We start from the raw sequence: 17,659 nt of genomic DNA on the forward strand, positions 1-17,659 counted from the left end.
GCGAGGAGTGCTGCTGATTTATTCAGCCCTGATGGACTCAGGCCGGTTTTGTAACAAAGGAAACGAACTGCACTAATTTTCACCGTAGCAGATGATTTTTGCGCCTTGTCGCTGCTGCGTGTGGTTGGTAAAGTAAGCGGATTTTGTTTTCCGCCCCAGCTTTCAGGATTATCCCTTAGTATGTTGAAAAAATTTCGTGGCATGTTTTCCAATGACCTGTCCATTGACCTGGGTACCGCGAATACCCTTATTTATGTAAAAGGACAAGGCATCGTATTGAATGAGCCTTCTGTTGTGGCCATTCGTCAGGATCGTGCCGGTTCGCCGAAAAGCGTGGCTGCAGTAGGTCATGATGCGAAGCAGATGCTGGGTCGTACGCCGGGCAATATCGCTGCAATTCGCCCAATGAAAGACGGCGTTATTGCTGACTTCTTCGTGACTGAAAAAATGCTCCAGCACTTTATTAAGCAAGTGCACAGCAATAGCTTCATGCGCCCAAGCCCGCGCGTACTGGTGTGTGTACCGGTTGGAGCAACTCAGGTTGAACGCCGTGCGATCCGTGAATCCGCTCAGGGCGCAGGTGCTCGTGAAGTCTTCCTGATCGAAGAGCCGATGGCGGCCGCGATCGGTGCGGGTCTGCCAGTTTCTGAAGCAACCGGTTCAATGGTTGTGGATATCGGTGGTGGTACCACTGAAGTTGCCGTTATCTCCCTGAACGGCGTGGTTTACTCCTCTTCTGTCCGTATTGGCGGCGACCGCTTCGATGAAGCCATCATTAATTATGTTCGTCGTAACTACGGTTCACTGATCGGTGAAGCGACCGCAGAACGTATTAAACACGAGATCGGTTCCGCTTATCCGGGCGACGAAGTGCGCGAAATCGAAGTTCGCGGTCGTAACCTGGCTGAAGGCGTTCCGCGTGGCTTTACCCTGAACTCTAACGAGATTCTGGAAGCTCTGCAGGAACCACTGACCGGTATCGTAAGCGCAGTAATGGTTGCACTGGAACAGTGCCCGCCGGAACTGGCGTCTGACATCTCCGAACGCGGTATGGTGCTGACCGGTGGCGGTGCGCTGCTGCGTAACCTTGACCGTCTGTTAATGGAAGAAACCGGTATTCCAGTTGTTGTTGCTGAAGATCCGCTGACCTGCGTGGCGCGCGGCGGCGGCAAGGCGCTGGAAATGATCGACATGCACGGCGGCGACCTGTTCAGCGAAGAGTAATCGGATGCAGGTTGGGTAGCCCCCGCGGGTTGCCCTTCCGCTCTGATACGAGAATACGCATAGACTATGAAGCCAATTTTTAGCCGTGGCCCGTCGCTACAGATTCGCCTTATTCTGGCGGTGCTGGTGGCGCTCGGCGTTATTATTGCCGACAGCCGCCTGGGTACGTTTAGTCAAATCCGAACGTACATGGATACCGCCGTCAGTCCTTTCTACTTTATCTCAAATGGTCCTCGTGAATTACTCGACGGCGTGTCGCAAACGCTGGCTTCGCGTGACCAACTCGAACTTGAAAACCGGGCGTTGCGTCAGGAACTGCTGCTGAAAAACAGCGAACTGCTGATGCTGGGGCAATACAAACAGGAGAATGCGCGTTTGCGTGAGCTGCTGGGATCGCCATTGCGTCAGGACGAACAAAAGATGGTGACGCAGGTCATCTCAACGGTTAATGACCCTTACAGCGATCAGGTCGTGATCGACAAAGGGAGCGTTAACGGCGTCTACGAAGGCCAGCCGGTTATTAGCGACAAAGGCGTAGTAGGTCAGGTCGTGGCGGTGGCTAAATTGACCAGCCGCGTGCTGCTGATTTGCGATGCGACGCATGCGCTGCCCATTCAGGTACTGCGTAATGATATCCGCGTGATCGCTGCGGGTAACGGCTGCACCGACGATCTTCAGCTCGAACACCTGCCGGCTAACACCGACATTCGCGTTGGCGATGTGCTGGTCACCTCGGGGCTGGGTGGACGTTTCCCTGAAGGTTATCCGGTTGCTGTTGTTTCTTCCGTTAAGCTGGACACTCAGCGCGCATATACCGTGATTCAGGCTCGCCCGACTGCGGGTTTGCAGCGTCTGCGCTATCTGCTGCTGTTGTGGGGTGCCGATCGTAATGGCGCAAACCCGATGACGCCGGAAGAAGTACACCGCGTTGCGAATGAACGTCTGATGCAAATGATGCCGCAAGTTCTGCCTGCACCAGATACCATGGGACCGCCTGCGCCAATGCCAGCACCTGCAACAGGCGTGGCTCCAGCGCCCGCAGATACCACGCCGCCACAACCTGCTCCGCGTAAGCCGGGAGGACAGTAAGTGGCAAGCTATCGTAGCCAGGGACGTTGGGTGATTTGGCTCTCGTTCCTTATTGCACTGTTGCTGCAAGTCATGCCCTGGCCGGATGACATTCTGGTTTTCCGGCCAAACTGGGTACTGCTCATCTTGTTGTATTGGATCCTGGCGCTGCCGCATCGCGTAAATGTGGGCACGGGATTTGTGGTGGGTGCCATACTGGATCTCATCAGCGGCTCCACGCTTGGCGTGCGCGCATTGTCGATGAGTATCATTGCTTATCTGGTCGCGCTGAAATTCCAGCTATTCCGAAACCTCGCGCTCTGGCAACAGGCACTGGTGGTCATGTTGTTATCACTGGTCGTGGATATTATTGTTTTCTGGGCCGAGTTTTTAGTGATCAACGTCTCTTTCAGACCTGAAGTGTTCTGGAGTAGTGTAGTGAATGGTGTGCTTTGGCCATGGCTATTCTTACTGATGCGTAAAGTCCGTCAGCAGTTTGCGGTGCAATAAGGTTGATATGAATACTCTGTATCTTGCTTCAGGTTCTCCACGTCGTCAGGAGTTGCTCGCTCAGCTTGGTGTTACGTTTGAACGACTGGTCCCTGGGATTGAAGAACAGCGGCACCCGCAGGAAAGCGCGCAGCAGTACGTTTCCCGTCTGGCGCGCGAAAAAGCGCAGGCTGGCGTAGCGCTGGCCCAGCGCGATTTGCCGGTATTGGGTGCGGATACCATCGTTATCCTTAATGGCGAAGTGTTGGAAAAACCGCACGACGCCGACCATGCCGCAGTAATGCTGCGCAAACTGTCGGGCAAAACGCATCAAGTTATGACGGCCGTGGCACTGGCCGATCGCCAGCACAGTCTGGACTGCCTGGTAGTGACGGAAGTGACATTCAGAGCACTAACCGATGAGGACATCGCGGGCTATGTTGCCAGCGGTGAACCAATGGATAAAGCAGGTGCATACGGTATTCAAGGGTTGGGTGGCTGTTTTGTCAGGAAGATAAATGGCAGCTATCACGCCGTAGTCGGCTTACCGCTGGTAGAAACGTATGAGTTGCTGACCAATTTTAACGCACTGCGTGAGAAAAGGGATAAACATGACGGCTGAATTGTTGGTAAACGTAACGCCATCGGAAACTCGGGTGGCTTACATTGATGGTGGTATTCTGCAGGAAATTCATATTGAACGTGAGGCGCGACGCGGAATCGTAGGCAATATCTACAAAGGTCGTGTAAGTCGTGTACTTCCGGGTATGCAGGCGGCTTTTGTAGATATTGGACTGGATAAAGCCGCATTTCTTCACGCTTCTGACATCATGCCGCACACCGAATGCGTGGCGGGTGAAGAACAAAAACAGTTCACCGTACGCGACATTTCTGAACTGGTGCGCCAGGGTCAGGATCTGATGGTGCAGGTGGTAAAAGATCCGTTGGGAACTAAAGGCGCACGCCTGACGACGGACATCACGCTACCTTCCCGTTATCTCGTCTTTATGCCGGGTGCTTCGCACGTTGGCGTATCCCAACGTATCGAAAGCGAAACCGAACGCGAACGCCTGAAAAAAGTGGTGGCGGATTACTGCGATGAGCAGGGTGGCTTCATCATTCGCACGGCGGCGGAAGGCGTATGTGAAGAGGATCTGGCCTCGGATGCTGCCTACCTGAAGCGCGTCTGGACGAAAGTCATGGAGCGTAAAAAACGCCCGCAAACGCGCTACCAGATGTACGGTGAATTGGCACTGGCACAGCGCGTGTTGCGTGACTTTGCCGATGCGCAGCTTGACCGTATCCGCGTCGACTCCCGTCTGACCTATGAGGCGTTACTGGAATTTACGGCGGAATATATCCCCGAGATGACCAGCAAGCTGGAACATTACAGCGGGCGACAGCCTATTTTTGATCTCTTTGACGTTGAGAATGAAATCCAGCGCGCGCTGGAACGCAAAGTTGAGCTGAAGTCCGGCGGCTATCTGATCATCGATCAAACCGAAGCGATGACCACCGTCGATATCAATACCGGCGCGTTTGTTGGGCATCGTAATCTTGATGACACTATCTTTAATACTAATATTGAAGCAACGCAGGCCATTGCTCGTCAGCTGCGTCTGCGTAACCTCGGCGGTATTATCATTATCGATTTTATCGACATGAATAATGAAGATCACCGTCGCCGGGTGCTGCACTCCCTGGAGCAGGCTCTGAGTAAGGATCGCGTAAAAACCAGCATTAACGGTTTTTCACAGCTGGGCCTGGTGGAGATGACGCGCAAACGCACACGTGAAAGCGTGGAACATGTACTGTGCAACGAGTGTCCGACCTGCCATGGGCGTGGCACGGTGAAAACGGTGGAAACCGTATGCTATGAAATCATGCGCGAAATCGTGCGCGTACACCATGCATATGACTCTGACCGTTTCCTGGTTTATGCCTCTCCGGCAGTGGCTGAAACCCTGAAAGGTGAAGAGTCACATGCGCTGGCGGAAGTTGAGATCTTTGTCGGCAAACAGGTCAAAGTACAAATCGAACCGCTGTATAACCAGGAGCAGTTCGACGTCGTCATGATGTAAATCGTGTAGTGGCACCCGCGCATGTAGGCCGGATAAGGCGCAAGCGCCGTTATCCGGCAATATTCACTCAAGGGGTGTGAGTCATATTTTTTGGTAGACAAGGAGAGGCGCGTGAGGCGATTGCCGGGGATTTTACTGCTCACTGGAGCCGCATTCGTTGTCATCGCAGCGCTGCTGGTCAGTGGACTGCGCCTTGCGTTACCTCATCTTGATAGCTGGCGTCCGGCCATTCTTGGCAAGATTGAATCCGCCACAGGTCTGCCTGTTTCCGCTAGCCAGCTTTCTGCCAGCTGGCAAAATTTCGGTCCTACGCTTGAAGCGCGTAATATCCATGCGCAGCTGAAAGATGGGGGAGAATTTTCGGTAAAACGCGTCACGCTGGCGCTGGATGTCTGGCAAAGTTTGCTGCACATGCGCTGGCAGTTTCGCGATCTCACCTTCTGGCAACTGCAGTTGCGCACCAATACGCCTATCCAGCGCAGCGAAGGCGGAGATGGGATTGAAACCGGCCATCTCAGCGATCTCTTCCTGCGTCAGTTTGATCATTTCGATCTACGCGACAGCCATATCAGCTTTATAACCCTCTCAGGTCAACGTGCTGAACTGGCGATCCCCCAGCTTACCTGGTTGAATGGTAAAAATCGGCATCGCGCCGAGGGTCAGGTCAGCCTCTCCAGCCTGACCGGACAGCACGGCATTATGCAGGTGCGTATGGATCTGCGTGATGACGAAGGGCTGTTGAATAACGGTCGGGTCTGGCTGCAGGCAGACGACATCGACGTCAAACCATGGCTGGGCAAATGGATGCAGGATAATGTCGCGCTACAAACCGCGCGTTTTAGCCTGGAAGCATGGATGACGATCAGCAAAGGCGTCGTTTCTGGCGGTGATGTCTGGCTGAAAAAAGGCGGGGCAAGTTGGCTGGGTGAAAATCGTACGCATACGCTTTCCGTCGATAATCTGACGGCGCACATCAGCCGTGAAGAGCCGGGCTGGCAATTCTCTATTCCCGATACGCGTATCACCATGGATGATAAACCCTGGCCTAGCGGGGCATTAACGCTGGCCTGGATCCCTGAGCAGGAAGTCGGTGGTGAGAATAACAAACGCAGTGATGAGCTACGCATTCGAGCCAGTAATCTGGAACTGGCCGGGTTAGAAGGACTGCGTCCGATGGCGTCTAGGCTATCGCCTGCGCTGGGTGATATCTGGCGGGCCACGCAACCCAGCGGCAAAATAGACGTGCTTGCGCTGGATATCCCGTTACAGGCGACAGAAAAAACCCGCTTCCTGTCCTCGTGGACCGATTTGGCCTGGAAACAGTGGAAGCTGCTGCCGGGGGCAGAACATTTCTCCGGTACGCTTGCGGGAAGCGTTGAAAATGGGGCGCTCACCGCCTCCATGAAACAAGCAAAAATGCCGTATGAAACCGTCTTCCGTGCGCCGCTGGAAATAGAGAACGGCGTGGCGACGCTAAGCTGGCTGAAGAATGATAAAGGCTTCCAGTTAGACGGGCGCAACATTGATGTTAAAGCGAAAGCGGTACATGCGCGCGGTGGTTTTCGCTATCTGCAACCGGCTGATGATGAGCCATGGTTGGGCATTCTGGCCGGTATCAGCACCGACGATGGCTCCCAGGCCTGGCGCTATTTCCCGGAAAACCTGATGGGTAAGGATCTGGTTGACTACCTCAGCGGCGCTATTCAGGGCGGCGAAGCGGATAACGCCACGCTGGTGTATGGCGGTAACCCGAATCTGTTCCCGTATCTGCACAATGAAGGGCAGTTTCAGGTCCTGGTGCCGCTACGCAATGCGAAATTTGCTTTCCAGCCCGACTGGCCTGCGCTAACCGATCTTAATATCGAACTAAACTTCATTAACGATGGCCTGTGGATGAAGACGGATAGCGTCAATCTAGGCGGCGTGAAGGCCAGTAACCTGACGGCTAATATTCCCGACTATGCAAAAGAAAAGCTGCTGATTGATGCCGATATCAACGGGCCAGGCAAGGCGGTTGGACCTTATTTTGATGAGACTCCGTTGAAGGATTCTCTCGGCGCCACGCTGGAACAGTTGCAAATTGACGGTGATGTGAATGCTCGCTTACATCTTGATATTCCGCTAGACGGCTCGCTGGTTACCGCCAAAGGCGACGTCAACCTGCGTAATAACAGCTTGTTTATTAAACCACTCGACAGCACGCTGAAGAATTTGAATGGTAAATTCAGCTTTATCAACGGCGATCTGAAGAGCGAGCCGATGACGGCGAACTGGTTTAATCAGCCGCTGAACGTCGACTTCTCCACCACCGAAGGGGCGAAAGCCTATCAGGTAGCCGTGAACCTGCAAGGCGACTGGCAGCCAACCCGCATGGGGATTTTACCGGCGCAGGTCAACGATGCCTTAAGCGGCAGCATGGCGTGGAATGGCAAGGTGGGTATCGATCTTCCGTATCATGCCGGGCCGACTTACGACATTGAGCTAAAGGGTGACCTGAAGAATGTAAGTAGTCACTTACCTGCTCCGCTGAATAAAGCGCCCGGTGAAGCGTTGCCGGTGAATGTTAAGGCCAACGGCAATCTGCGCAGCTTTGAACTGACCGGTAATGCTGGCAGTAAGAACCACTTTAACAGCCGCTGGCTGCTGAATCAGAAACTGACGCTTGACCGCGCTATCTGGACGTCGGAAAGCCGTACTGTGCCCGCGTTACCCGATCAGCAAGGCATTGAGCTTAATCTTCCCCCTATGGATGGCGCGCAATGGCTGGCGTTGTTCCAAAAAGGCGCAGCGGATAACGTTGGCACTAATGCCAACTTCCCACAACGCATCACCGTGCGTACGCCATCGTTATCCCTGGGCGGTCAGCAGTGGAATAATTTGAGTATTGTGTCTGAGCCTGCGAGCAATGGCTCCATCGTACAGGCGCAGGGTCGTGAAATTAACGCCACGCTGGCGATGCGCAATAATGCGCCATGGCTGGCCAATATTAAGTATCTTTATTACAACCCCAGCGCGGCGAAAGCGTCACCGGGCAACACATCAGCCTCGCCGTTTTCCGCCGTGGACAACTTCAGCTTCCGCGGCTGGCCGGACCTTCAGTTACGCTGTGCCGAGTGCTGGATGTGGGGACAGAAATATGGGCGCATTGATGCCGATGTAGCAATTAAAGGCGACACGCTAACGTTGAGCAACGGTCTGTTGGATACGGGCTTTGCCAGACTGACCACCGATGGCGTGTGGGTGAATGCGCCGGGCAAAGAGCGAACGTCACTGAAGGGTAAACTGAGCGGCAGTAAAATTGACTCCGCTGCCAGTTTCTTTGGCGTATCGACCCCGATTCGTAATTCTTCGTTCAACGTGGAGTATGACCTGCACTGGCGTAACCCGCCGTGGGATCCGGACGAAGCATCGCTGAATGGGATTTTGCGTACCCGGTTGGGCAAAGGTGAGCTTACCGAACTCAGTACCGGGCATGCGGGGCAACTGTTGCGACTGCTGAGCTTTGATGCGTTGCTACGTAAACTGCGTTTTGATTTTAGCGATACCTTCAGTGAAGGTTTCTATTTCGACTCGATTCGCAGCACGGCGTGGATCAAAGATGGTGTGATGCATACCGACGACACGCTGGTGGATGGTCTGGAGGCAGACATTGCGATGAAAGGCTCAGTGAACCTGGTCCGTCGGGAGCTGAATATGGAAGCCATTGTCGCGCCTGAAATTTCTGCCACCGTAGGGGTTGCCGCTGCGTTTGCTGTCAACCCGATTGTCGGCGCGGCGGTATTTGCTGCCAGTAAGGTTCTGGGGCCATTATGGAGCAAAGTTTCGATTCTGCGCTATCGCATCACCGGTCCGGTCGATAAACCGCAGATTAACGAAGTTCTGCGTCAGCCGCGCAAAGAAAGCCAGCAATGATTTGACGGGGGCGAGTAATTGCCCCAATCTCAGTACATAGTATTGCCGGATGGAGCAGCGCTTATCCGGCCTACAGTAGCCTAACAACGTAGGCCGGATAAGGCGTTTTTGCCGCCATCCGGCAGAATTAAATGAGTAACCAAAACGATGAGTCTGAACCTGGTAAGTGAACAATTGCTAGCGGCGAATGGCCTGAAACATCAGGATCTGTTTGCCATTCTGGGCCAACTGGCCGAACGCCGTCTTGACTACGGCGATCTCTATTTTCAGTCGAGCTATCACGAATCCTGGGTTTTAGAAGACCGCATCATTAAAGACGGCTCTTACAATATCGATCAGGGTGTTGGCGTGCGCGCCATCAGCGGCGAAAAAACAGGGTTTGCCTATGCAGACCAGATTAGCCTGCTGGCGTTGGAGCAAAGTGCTCATGCTGCCCGTACTATCGTGCGTGACAGCGGTGACGGCAAAGTAAAAACGCTGGGAGCGGTCGAGCATCAGGCGCTTTACACTTCGGTTGATCCGTTACAGAGCATGAGCCGCGAAGAGAAACTGGATATTCTGCGTCGCGTTGATAGCGTGGCCCGTGCCGCCGACAAACGCGTCCAGGAAGTAACCGCCAGCCTGACCGGTGTTTATGAACTGATCCTGGTAGCAGCGACCGACGGTACGTTGGCCGCTGATGTTCGTCCGCTGGTACGCCTGTCCGTAAGCGTACAGGTCGAAGAGGACGGTAAGCGCGAGCGCGGTGCCAGCGGTGGTGGCGGTCGTTTTGGCTATGACTATTTCCTTGGCGACCTTGATGGTGAAGTCCGTGCTGACGCTTGGGCGAAAGAAGCCGTACGCATGGCGTTAGTTAATTTGTCCGCGATAGCAGCGCCTGCTGGTACGCTGCCGGTAGTACTCGGCGCTGGCTGGCCTGGCGTTCTGCTGCATGAAGCGGTCGGTCATGGTCTGGAAGGTGACTTTAACCGCCGTGGTACCTCGGTATTCAGCGGTCACATGGGTGAGCTGGTGGCGTCGGAACTGTGTACCGTTGTGGATGATGGCACAATGGCGGACCGTCGTGGCTCTGTGGCTATTGATGATGAAGGCACACCGGGTCAGTACAACGTGCTGATCGAAAACGGTATTCTGAAAGGCTACATGCAGGACAAACTGAACGCGCGCCTGATGGGCGTCGCGCCAACGGGTAACGGTCGCCGTGAATCTTACGCGCACCTGCCGATGCCACGCATGACCAACACCTACATGCTGCCGGGGAAATCCACGCCGCAGGAAATCATCGAATCCGTTGAATACGGTATTTATGCACCTAACTTCGGCGGCGGCCAGGTGGATATCACCTCCGGGAAATTTGTGTTCTCGACGTCTGAAGCGTATCTGATTGAAAACGGTAAAGTAACCAAACCGGTGAAAGGCGCGACGCTGATTGGGTCTGGTATCGAAGCGATGCAGCAGATTTCAATGGTAGGTAACGACCTGAAGCTGGATAACGGGGTTGGTGTGTGCGGTAAAGAAGGGCAGAGCCTGCCGGTGGGCGTGGGCCAGCCGACACTGAAGGTGGATAACCTGACGGTGGGTGGTACTGCATAACATCATGATGTATGCCCGATAAGCACCAGCGCTATCGGGCATCTTTCCGGACGCGGCGTCAACGCCTTATCCGGCCAATACTCTTTTTATTTCTCTTTTCCCCGGCCGTACATCCCCTGAAAAAGCTGCGCTACATCGACAAAATACTCCGTCAGATAGTTAATCACCACCTGGACCTTGAGCGGCAGTTTGTCTTTTTCGGTATACAGCGCATAGACCGGACGCGGATCCGACTGGTAGCGGGGGAGCAGGATCTCCACTTCGCCACGATTGATCTCATTGATCACCCACATTAGCGGCACATAGGCAATGCCTGCACCCGCAGCCAGCCAGCGCACCAATGTCATCGGATCGTTAGTCACAAAACGACCCTCTGGGATCAGGCGGGTGGAAATTCCTTCCGGAGCGATAAGCTCGAATTCATTATCCGGGCGCACGCTGTATTCCAGCCACGAGTGGTTGCTGAGATCGGCGGGTTTCTCCGGGGCACCAAACTGTGCGAGATAGCTTTTAGCCGCGCAGACCACCATCGGCATGGCGCCCAGGCGACGCGAGAACAGACTGGAGTCCTGCAACGCACCGACGCGGATGACCACGTCCAGACCATCGGCGATTAAATCCGGTGCCGGGATGCCTGTTACCAGATTTACCGTCAGACCGGGGTATTCCTTCAGCATGGTCGCGGTCAATCCGGCGAGGACATTTTGTGCCATGGTTGAAGAACAACCAATGCGCAGCGTGCCGATGGGCGTGTTGTTAAAGGCATAAAGCTGCTCGTGAACATCCTGCGCTTCGTGCAGCATTCTCCGGCAGCCCTGGTAGTAAATTTTACCGGCTTCGGTCAGCCCAATGCTGCGTGTACTGCGGTTTAGCAGCTTAACCTGTAGCTCATCTTCCAGTTTGGAGACCGTCTGGCTTATCGATGAAACGCTCATTTGTAGCTGTCTTGCGGCGGCGGTGAAGGAGCCCAGTTCGACGACTTTGGCGAACACCGACATACGTTTTAATCGTTCCATTGTTCACTCTGGCTTAAAAGTGATTTAGATCACATAATATAGATAACAGCATAACAGTTACGTTAATATATTATTATTCAAATAACAGCTATGTCGCTCTCGCCTGGCTCATCCTTGCCCTTCTCTGCGGTGACATACGCTAGAAAATCTATCACCTGCACTCTCTTAAGTTACCAAGGTCAACATGAGTCTGTTTCCCGTTATCGTGGTGTTTGGTTTGTCCTTCCCACCGATTTTTTTCGAATTACTTTTGTCACTGGCGATTTTCTGGCTGGTGCGCCGGATGCTGGTTCCAACCGGCATCTATGATTTTGTCTGGCATCCGGCTCTGTTTAACACCGCGCTGTATTGCTGCCTGTTCTATTTAATAACGCGCCTGTTCGTTTGAGGTTGAAGTGAAAACACTAACAAAAAAACTCTCCCGTACGGCCACGACTCTCGTACTGGTCATTCTGGCCTTCATCGCTATTTTTCGCGCATGGGTGTATTACACCGAGTCGCCATGGACACGTGATGCGCGTTTCAGCGCGGAAGTTGTCGCTATTGCGCCGGATGTTGCGGGTCTTATTTCCAACGTTAACGTCCATGATAACCAACTGGTGAAAAAGGATCAGATTCTGTTCACCATCGATCAGCCACGCTATAAGAAAGCCCTTGAGCAGGCCGAAGCAGATGTTTCTTATTATCAGGTTCTGGCCCAGGAAAAACGCCAGGAGGCTGGCCGTCGTAACCGCCTTGGCGTGCAGGCCATGTCTCGTGAAGAGATTGACCAGTCAAACAACGTCCTGCAAACCGTATTACACCAGCTTGCGAAAGCACAAGCGACCCGCGACCTGGCAAAATTAGATCTGGAACGTACCGTCATTCGCGCACCAGCAGACGGTTGGGTCACTAACCTGAACGTTTATAGCGGCGAATTTATTACGCGTGGTTCCACAGCGGTGGCACTGGTCAAACAGCATTCTTTCTATGTGCTGGCTTATATGGAAGAAACCAAACTAGAAGGCGTTCGCCCTGGTTATCGCGCTGAGATCACCCCGCTTGGCAGTAATAATGTCTTAAAAGGCACCGTTGATAGCGTGGCGGCGGGGGTAACAAATGCCAGCAGTACGCAGGATGCAAAAGGTATGGCGACCATTGATTCAAATCTGGAATGGGTGCGCCTGGCGCAGCGTGTACCGGTGCGAATCCGCCTTGATGAGCAGCAGGGAACTCTGTGGCCTGCCGGGACAACGGCTACCGTTGTCATTACCGGTAAGCAGGACCGTGATGCAAGCCAGGAGTCCTTCTTCCGTAAAATGGCGCACCGCCTGCGCGAGTTTGGTTAATCGCGATGGGTATTTTCTCCATTGCCAATCAGCATATCCGCTTTGCGGTAAAACTGGCGTGCGCGATTGTACTGGCGCTGTTCGTTGGTTTTCACTTCCAACTTGAGACTCCGCGTTGGGCGGTGCTGACTGCAGCCATTGTGGCGGCAGGCCCGGCCTTTGCTGCCGGTGGGGAACCCTATTCAGGGGCTATTCGCTATCGCGGCATGCTGCGTATTGTCGGGACATTTATCGGTTGTATTGCCGGACTGATCATTATAATCAGTATGATCCGCGCTCCGTTATTGATGATCCTGGTGTGCTGTATCTGGGCCGGATTTTGTACCTGGATCTCGTCACTGGTGAAGATCGAGAACTCCTATGCCTGGGGGCTTTCGGGCTATACGGCGCTGATCATCGTCATTACCATTCAGGCTGAACCGCTGCTGACGCCACAATTTGCGCTCGAACGTTGCAGTGAAATTGTGATGGGGATTGTCTGTGCCATTGTGGCCGATCTGCTTTTCTCTCCCCGTTCGATAAAACAAGAGATTGATGTTGAGCTGGACAGCCTGCTGGTGGCGCAATATCAACTGATGCAGTTGTGCATTAAGCACGGCGACAGCGAGGTTGTGGATAAAGCCTGGGGCGATTTAGTCCGTCGTACGGCAGCGCTGGAAGGTATGCGCAGTAACCTGAATATGGAGTCTTCACGCTGGGGGCGTGCTAACCGCAGGCTTAAAGCATTGAACACGCTGTCGCTCACGCTTATCACGCAGTCCTGCGAAACCTATCTTATTCAGAACACCCGACCGGAACTGATTACTGATACTTTCCGCGAGTTGTTCGATACGCCGGTTGAAACGGTGCAGGATGTCCATAAACAGTTGAAGCGGATGCGTCGGGTTATTGTCTGGACTGGCGAACGTGAAACACCGGTAACGATTTATAGCTGGGCAGGTGCGGCGACGCGCTACCTGCTGCTCAAACGTGGTGTGGTGAGTAATACCAAGATTAGCGCTACGGAAGAAGAGATCTTGCAAGGTGAGCCGGTGGTGAAAGTGGAGTCTGCCGAGCGTCATCATGCGATGGTTAACTTCTGGCGTACCACGCTTTCTTGTGTGCTGGGGACCTTATTCTGGCTATGGACCGGATGGACCTCCGGCAGCGGTGCAATGGTGATGATTGCGGTCGTCACCTCGCTGGCAATGCGTTTGCCAAATCCTCGCATGGTGGCGATAGACTTTATCTATGGGACGTTGGCAGCGTTACCGCTCGGAGCGCTCTATTTCCTGGTGATTATCCCTAATACGCAACAAAGTATGCTGTTACTGTGCCTGAGCCTGGCGGTGCTGGGATTCTTTCTGGGGATTGAGGTACAGAAACGACGGCTGGGATCGATGGGGGCGCTGGCCAGCACCATTAATATCATTGTGCTGGATAACCCGATGACCTTCCACTTTAGCCAGTTCCTTGATAGTGCGCTGGGGCAGATTGTTGGCTGCGTGTTGGCGTTTATCGTCATTCTGCTGGTGCGTGATAACTCTCGCGACCGAACGGGTCGTGTATTGCTCAACCAGTTCGTGTCGGCGGCGGTTTCAGCAATGACCACCAATGTAGTCCGTCGTAAAGAAAATCATCTTCCGGCACTTTATCAGCAGCTGTTTTTGCTGATGAACAAGTTTCCCGGCGATCTGGCGAAGTTTCGCCTGGCGCTGACGATGATCATCGCGCACCAGCGCCTGCGTGATGCACCGGTACCGGTAAACGAGGATCTATCCGCATTCCATCGTCAGCTTCGGCGTACTGCCGATCACGTAATTTCAGCAGGAAATGACGACAAGCGCCGACGCTACTTTAGCCAGTTACTGGAGGAGCTCGAGGTCTACCAGGAGAAATTAATTATCTGGCAAGCACCGCCGCAGGTGACCGAGCCGGTAAAACGACTCAGTGGGATGCTGCACAAATACCAGCATGCGCTGGTCAGTAATTAAGAGTTGTAAACCGACGCTAAAAGCGTCGGTTTTTTTATGGCTATACTTACCTGAAAATGCGAGAGACCCCTGGATATTGGCGGTCTGTAGAGTAGCTGGCGTCGGGATGGTGGCTATAGATGAACATCTATACATTTGATTTTGACGAGATAGAAGATCAGGGCGATTTCTACCGCGAGTTCACGCGCACATTCGGTCTGGCCCGGGAAAAGGTTGTTGATTTGGATTCTCTGTGGGAGGTGGTGATCGGGGAAGTCTTGCCGCTGCCGCTGGAGATTGAATTTGTCCATTTACCGGACAAGCTGCGCAGGCGATACGGCGCGTTGATTTTACTGTTCGATGAAGCGGAAGAAGAGCTGGAAGGGCAGTTGCGTTTTAACGTTCGTCACTCAATGTAAGACATAAAAAAGCCCCCGGCAGGCGGGGGCAAGTCGTCGGACTTAGACGACGAGGGTTTATTTGTAGAGTTCTGCAGTAGCGTGCCAGTGAGCACCTTCACGGAGTTCGGTGACGCGATAGCTGCTGGCGCCTGCTTTTTCAGCTTTAGCGGCGATGGCCTGACGCATGTCCATTGGTGAACTACCGATCTGAGAGACGGAGACGCTACCGATGGATTGCAGATTCTGTGCTTCTTGTGAGTTCACCTGAGTAACCGCGGCGCTTGCACCGAAGGAGAGAACAGAAAGAAGGCTTAAGGTTGCAATAGTAGTTTTGATTTTCATGATATTTACCTCGTCGAATTCTTTTATTGGGGTCTGTGTTTCGTGACCCTCATCACAAAATCAAGTATACACTAATCACCCGATAAATTAATACCACGCTAATTGTTTCATTGGGTTTTGAGTATTAAGAAAATGATTTTTTATAACTCAATGGAATTAAAAAGAGCATTTCAAACAGCTTACACAAAATAAATTTAATTAAATCATGTAGATAATTGATTTTGCAAAATGTGCGTTTTTAAGGCTGCACATTCACCATGTGAATGTATTTTGATGGTTAAACGCACCATTTGTTAAATCAATAGCAGTGGAAAAGAGAAGGAGGGGGATGAAAAGAGAGTGTTTTCCCCCGCCGCGAGGCGACGGGGAGGTGGTATTACAGTTCTTGTTCGAACAGTTCCAGAATAGCTTCGTACAGATCTTTTACCGTAAAACCCTTAGCTGGGGTGGTGAAGATGGTATCGTCACCGGCAATCGTACCCAGGATACCTTCCGCTTTCCCCAATGAGTCCAGCAGACGTGCAATTAACTGAGCAGCGCCAGGGCTGGTATGAATAACCACGACCGCATCGTTATAGTCGATATCCAGCACCAGATTTTTCAGCGGACTGGAGGTCGTGGGTACGCCCAGTTCCGCCGGAAGGCAGTACACCATTTCCATTTTCGCATTGCGGGTACGCACGGCGCCAAATTTGGTCAGCATGCGTGAAACCTTGGACTGATTGATATTATCAAAGCCCTGATCCTGCAACGCGAGGACGATTTCGCCTTGAGAGCTGAACTTTTCTTCTTTAAGTAGCGCTTTAAACGCCTTTACTAATTCTTCTTGTTTTGCCGAGCTTCGCATAAGTCACCCGTAATATGGCGGTAGAAACAACATTATTGTGCATACAGATGAATTTTTATGCAAACAGTCTGCCTTGTTCAAGGCTGAAATAATGTTATGAAAGAGCGGAATTTTATCAAATTTCGTTATCAAGAAACATGCCTGCGTCACGGCTCGCAAATAAGGTTAAAAGTAAATTAAATGTTATCAAATTGATGTTGTTTTGAGAGGCGGGTAGGGTATATTGTCAGCACCTGTTGGAAAGTTGCTCTACTGTGTGGGTGGTTTTGAATTACGTAACTTAGGTTTTATTTTACGTAAGTTAAATGCATAAAAGCCAAATTTGCGTGACTACGCATTCTTGACGCGTGGTTGTTGTATTCATTGGATTTGTGAATTAAGGTCGCCGCCGCGGAGCAATAGACATTTTGCTTATCAATATAATAAGGAGTTTAGGATGAAAGTTGCAGTCCTCGGCGCTGCTGGTGGTATCGGTCAGGCGCTAGCATTACTGTTAAAAACCCAACTGCCTTCAGGTTCAGAACTCTCCCTGTACGACATCGCTCCAGTAACACCTGGTGTGGCCGTTGATTTGAGCCATATCCCTACTGCTGTGAAAATCAAAGGCTTCAGCGGCGAAGATGCTACCCCTGCACTGGAAGGTGCTGATGTGGTACTGATCTCTGCGGGCGTCGCACGTAAACCGGGTATGGATCGTTCCGACCTGTTCAACGTCAACGCCGGTATCGTGAAGAACCTGGTGCAGCAAGTTGCTAAAACCTGCCCGAAAGCGTGTATCGGTATCATCACCAACCCGGTGAATACTACCGTTGCTATCGCTGCAGAAGTGCTGAAAAAAGCAGGCGTATACGATAAGAACAAACTGTTTGGCGTGACCACGCTGGACATCATCCGCTCCAACACCTTTGTTGCGGAACTGAAAGGCAAACAACCAGGCGACGTTGAAGTTCCGGTTATTGGCGGCCATTCTGGCGTGACCATCCTGCCACTGCTGTCACAAATTCCTGGCGTAAGCTTCACCGAACAAGAAGCAGCTGACCTGACTAAACGTATCCAGAATGCGGGTACTGAAGTTGTGGAAGCCAAAGCCGGTGGCGGTTCTGCAACCCTGTCTATGGGTCAGGCTGCTGCACGTTTCGGCCTGTCCCTGGTTCGCGCATTGAGCGGCGAAAAAGGTGTGGTTGAATGTGCTTACGTTGAAGGCGACGGCCAGTATGCTCGTTTCTTCTCTCAGCCGCTGCTGCTGGGTAAAAACGGCGTAGAAGAGCGTCAGTCTATCGGCAAGCTGAGCGCGTTTGAACAAAGCTCGCTGGAAGGCATGCTGGATACGCTGAAAAAAGATATTACTCTGGGCGAAGAGTTCGTTAAGTAACGCGAAGAAAGGCCTGCGTGTATTTGTAGGCCTG

Annotated in this window: 15 protein-coding genes; 12 read left to right on the forward strand and 3 right to left on the reverse strand. The window is 52.6% G+C overall.

Annotation, left to right across the window (positions count from 1 at the left end; translation table 11 throughout):
- Positions 1 to 180 precede the first annotated feature (180 nt).
- The 7 genes from mreB (at position 181) to tldD (ending at position 10,367) form a co-directional block, all read left to right on the forward strand.
- Positions 181 to 1,224, forward strand: a complete 1,044-nt coding sequence (gene mreB, locus OGX96_RS03615; protein ID WP_000913396.1) for a rod shape-determining protein MreB — start codon at positions 181 to 183, stop codon at positions 1,222 to 1,224.
- 66 nt (positions 1,225 to 1,290) lie between these two features.
- The gene (gene mreC, locus OGX96_RS03620) at positions 1,291 to 2,313 is read left to right on the forward strand and encodes a rod shape-determining protein MreC (RefSeq protein ID WP_003828827.1); all 1,023 of its coding nucleotides are present in this window, start codon (positions 1,291 to 1,293) and stop codon (positions 2,311 to 2,313) included.
- The gene (gene mreD / locus OGX96_RS03625; protein ID WP_003025196.1) at positions 2,314 to 2,802 is read left to right on the forward strand and encodes a rod shape-determining protein MreD; all 489 of its coding nucleotides are present in this window, start codon (positions 2,314 to 2,316) and stop codon (positions 2,800 to 2,802) included. It abuts the gene before it with no gap.
- Positions 2,803 to 2,809: 7 nt separating this feature from the next.
- Complete coding sequence (locus OGX96_RS03630; protein WP_032945152.1) at positions 2,810 to 3,403, forward strand: Maf family protein; 594 nt, start codon at positions 2,810 to 2,812, stop codon at positions 3,401 to 3,403.
- Positions 3,393 to 4,862: a ribonuclease G gene (gene rng / locus OGX96_RS03635; protein ID WP_003025190.1), complete on the forward strand. Its 1,470-nt coding sequence runs from the start codon at positions 3,393 to 3,395 to the stop codon at positions 4,860 to 4,862. The genes OGX96_RS03630 and rng overlap by 11 nt, the downstream gene beginning before the upstream one ends.
- A 111-nt stretch (positions 4,863 to 4,973) precedes the next feature.
- Entirely contained in the window at positions 4,974 to 8,774 is a 3,801-nt protein-coding gene (gene yhdP / locus OGX96_RS03640) for an AsmA2 domain-containing protein YhdP (RefSeq protein ID WP_198801726.1), read from the forward strand.
- A gap of 147 nt (positions 8,775 to 8,921) precedes the next feature.
- Positions 8,922 to 10,367: a metalloprotease TldD gene (gene tldD / locus OGX96_RS03645; RefSeq protein WP_057067987.1), complete on the forward strand. Its 1,446-nt coding sequence runs from the start codon at positions 8,922 to 8,924 to the stop codon at positions 10,365 to 10,367.
- A gap of 86 nt (positions 10,368 to 10,453) precedes the next feature.
- On the opposite strand, the gene aaeR is transcribed toward tldD, so the two are convergent.
- Positions 10,454 to 11,383 (reverse strand): HTH-type transcriptional activator AaeR, encoded by a 930-nt coding sequence (gene aaeR, locus OGX96_RS03650; RefSeq protein WP_008785957.1) that lies wholly within the window; start codon positions 11,381 to 11,383, stop codon positions 10,454 to 10,456.
- 184 nt (positions 11,384 to 11,567) lie between these two features.
- On the opposite strand from aaeR, the gene aaeX reads away from it, so the two are divergent.
- The 4 genes from aaeX (at position 11,568) to OGX96_RS03670 (ending at position 15,082) form a co-directional block, all read left to right on the forward strand.
- Positions 11,568 to 11,771, forward strand: a complete 204-nt coding sequence (gene aaeX, locus OGX96_RS03655) for a p-hydroxybenzoic acid efflux pump operon protein AaeX (protein WP_003828816.1) — start codon at positions 11,568 to 11,570, stop codon at positions 11,769 to 11,771.
- Between the two features lie 7 nt (positions 11,772 to 11,778).
- Complete coding sequence (gene aaeA / locus OGX96_RS03660) at positions 11,779 to 12,711, forward strand: p-hydroxybenzoic acid efflux pump subunit AaeA (RefSeq protein ID WP_003828814.1); 933 nt, start codon at positions 11,779 to 11,781, stop codon at positions 12,709 to 12,711.
- 5 nt (positions 12,712 to 12,716) lie between these two features.
- Entirely contained in the window at positions 12,717 to 14,684 is a 1,968-nt protein-coding gene (gene aaeB, locus OGX96_RS03665; protein ID WP_071444711.1) for a p-hydroxybenzoic acid efflux pump subunit AaeB, read from the forward strand.
- Between the two features lie 119 nt (positions 14,685 to 14,803).
- Complete coding sequence (locus tag OGX96_RS03670; RefSeq protein WP_003025168.1) at positions 14,804 to 15,082, forward strand: barstar family protein; 279 nt, start codon at positions 14,804 to 14,806, stop codon at positions 15,080 to 15,082.
- Between the two features lie 57 nt (positions 15,083 to 15,139).
- Here OGX96_RS03670 and yhcN read toward each other — a convergent pair whose 3' ends face one another.
- Positions 15,140 to 15,406: a peroxide/acid stress response protein YhcN gene (yhcN, locus tag OGX96_RS03675; RefSeq protein ID WP_003828812.1), complete on the reverse strand. Its 267-nt coding sequence runs from the start codon at positions 15,404 to 15,406 to the stop codon at positions 15,140 to 15,142.
- A gap of 376 nt (positions 15,407 to 15,782) precedes the next feature.
- Positions 15,783 to 16,253: a transcriptional regulator ArgR gene (gene argR / locus OGX96_RS03680; RefSeq protein WP_003025162.1), complete on the reverse strand. Its 471-nt coding sequence runs from the start codon at positions 16,251 to 16,253 to the stop codon at positions 15,783 to 15,785.
- A 436-nt stretch (positions 16,254 to 16,689) separates the two neighbouring features.
- Here argR and mdh point away from each other — a divergent pair, with 436 nt between their 5' ends.
- Entirely contained in the window at positions 16,690 to 17,625 is a 936-nt protein-coding gene (mdh, locus tag OGX96_RS03685; protein WP_008785953.1) for a malate dehydrogenase, read from the forward strand.
- Positions 17,626 to 17,659 lie beyond the last annotated feature (34 nt).

It is taken from the genome of Citrobacter sp. Cpo100 (assembly GCF_030332595.1).
Lineage (GTDB): Bacteria > Pseudomonadota > Gammaproteobacteria > Enterobacterales > Enterobacteriaceae > Citrobacter > Citrobacter portucalensis.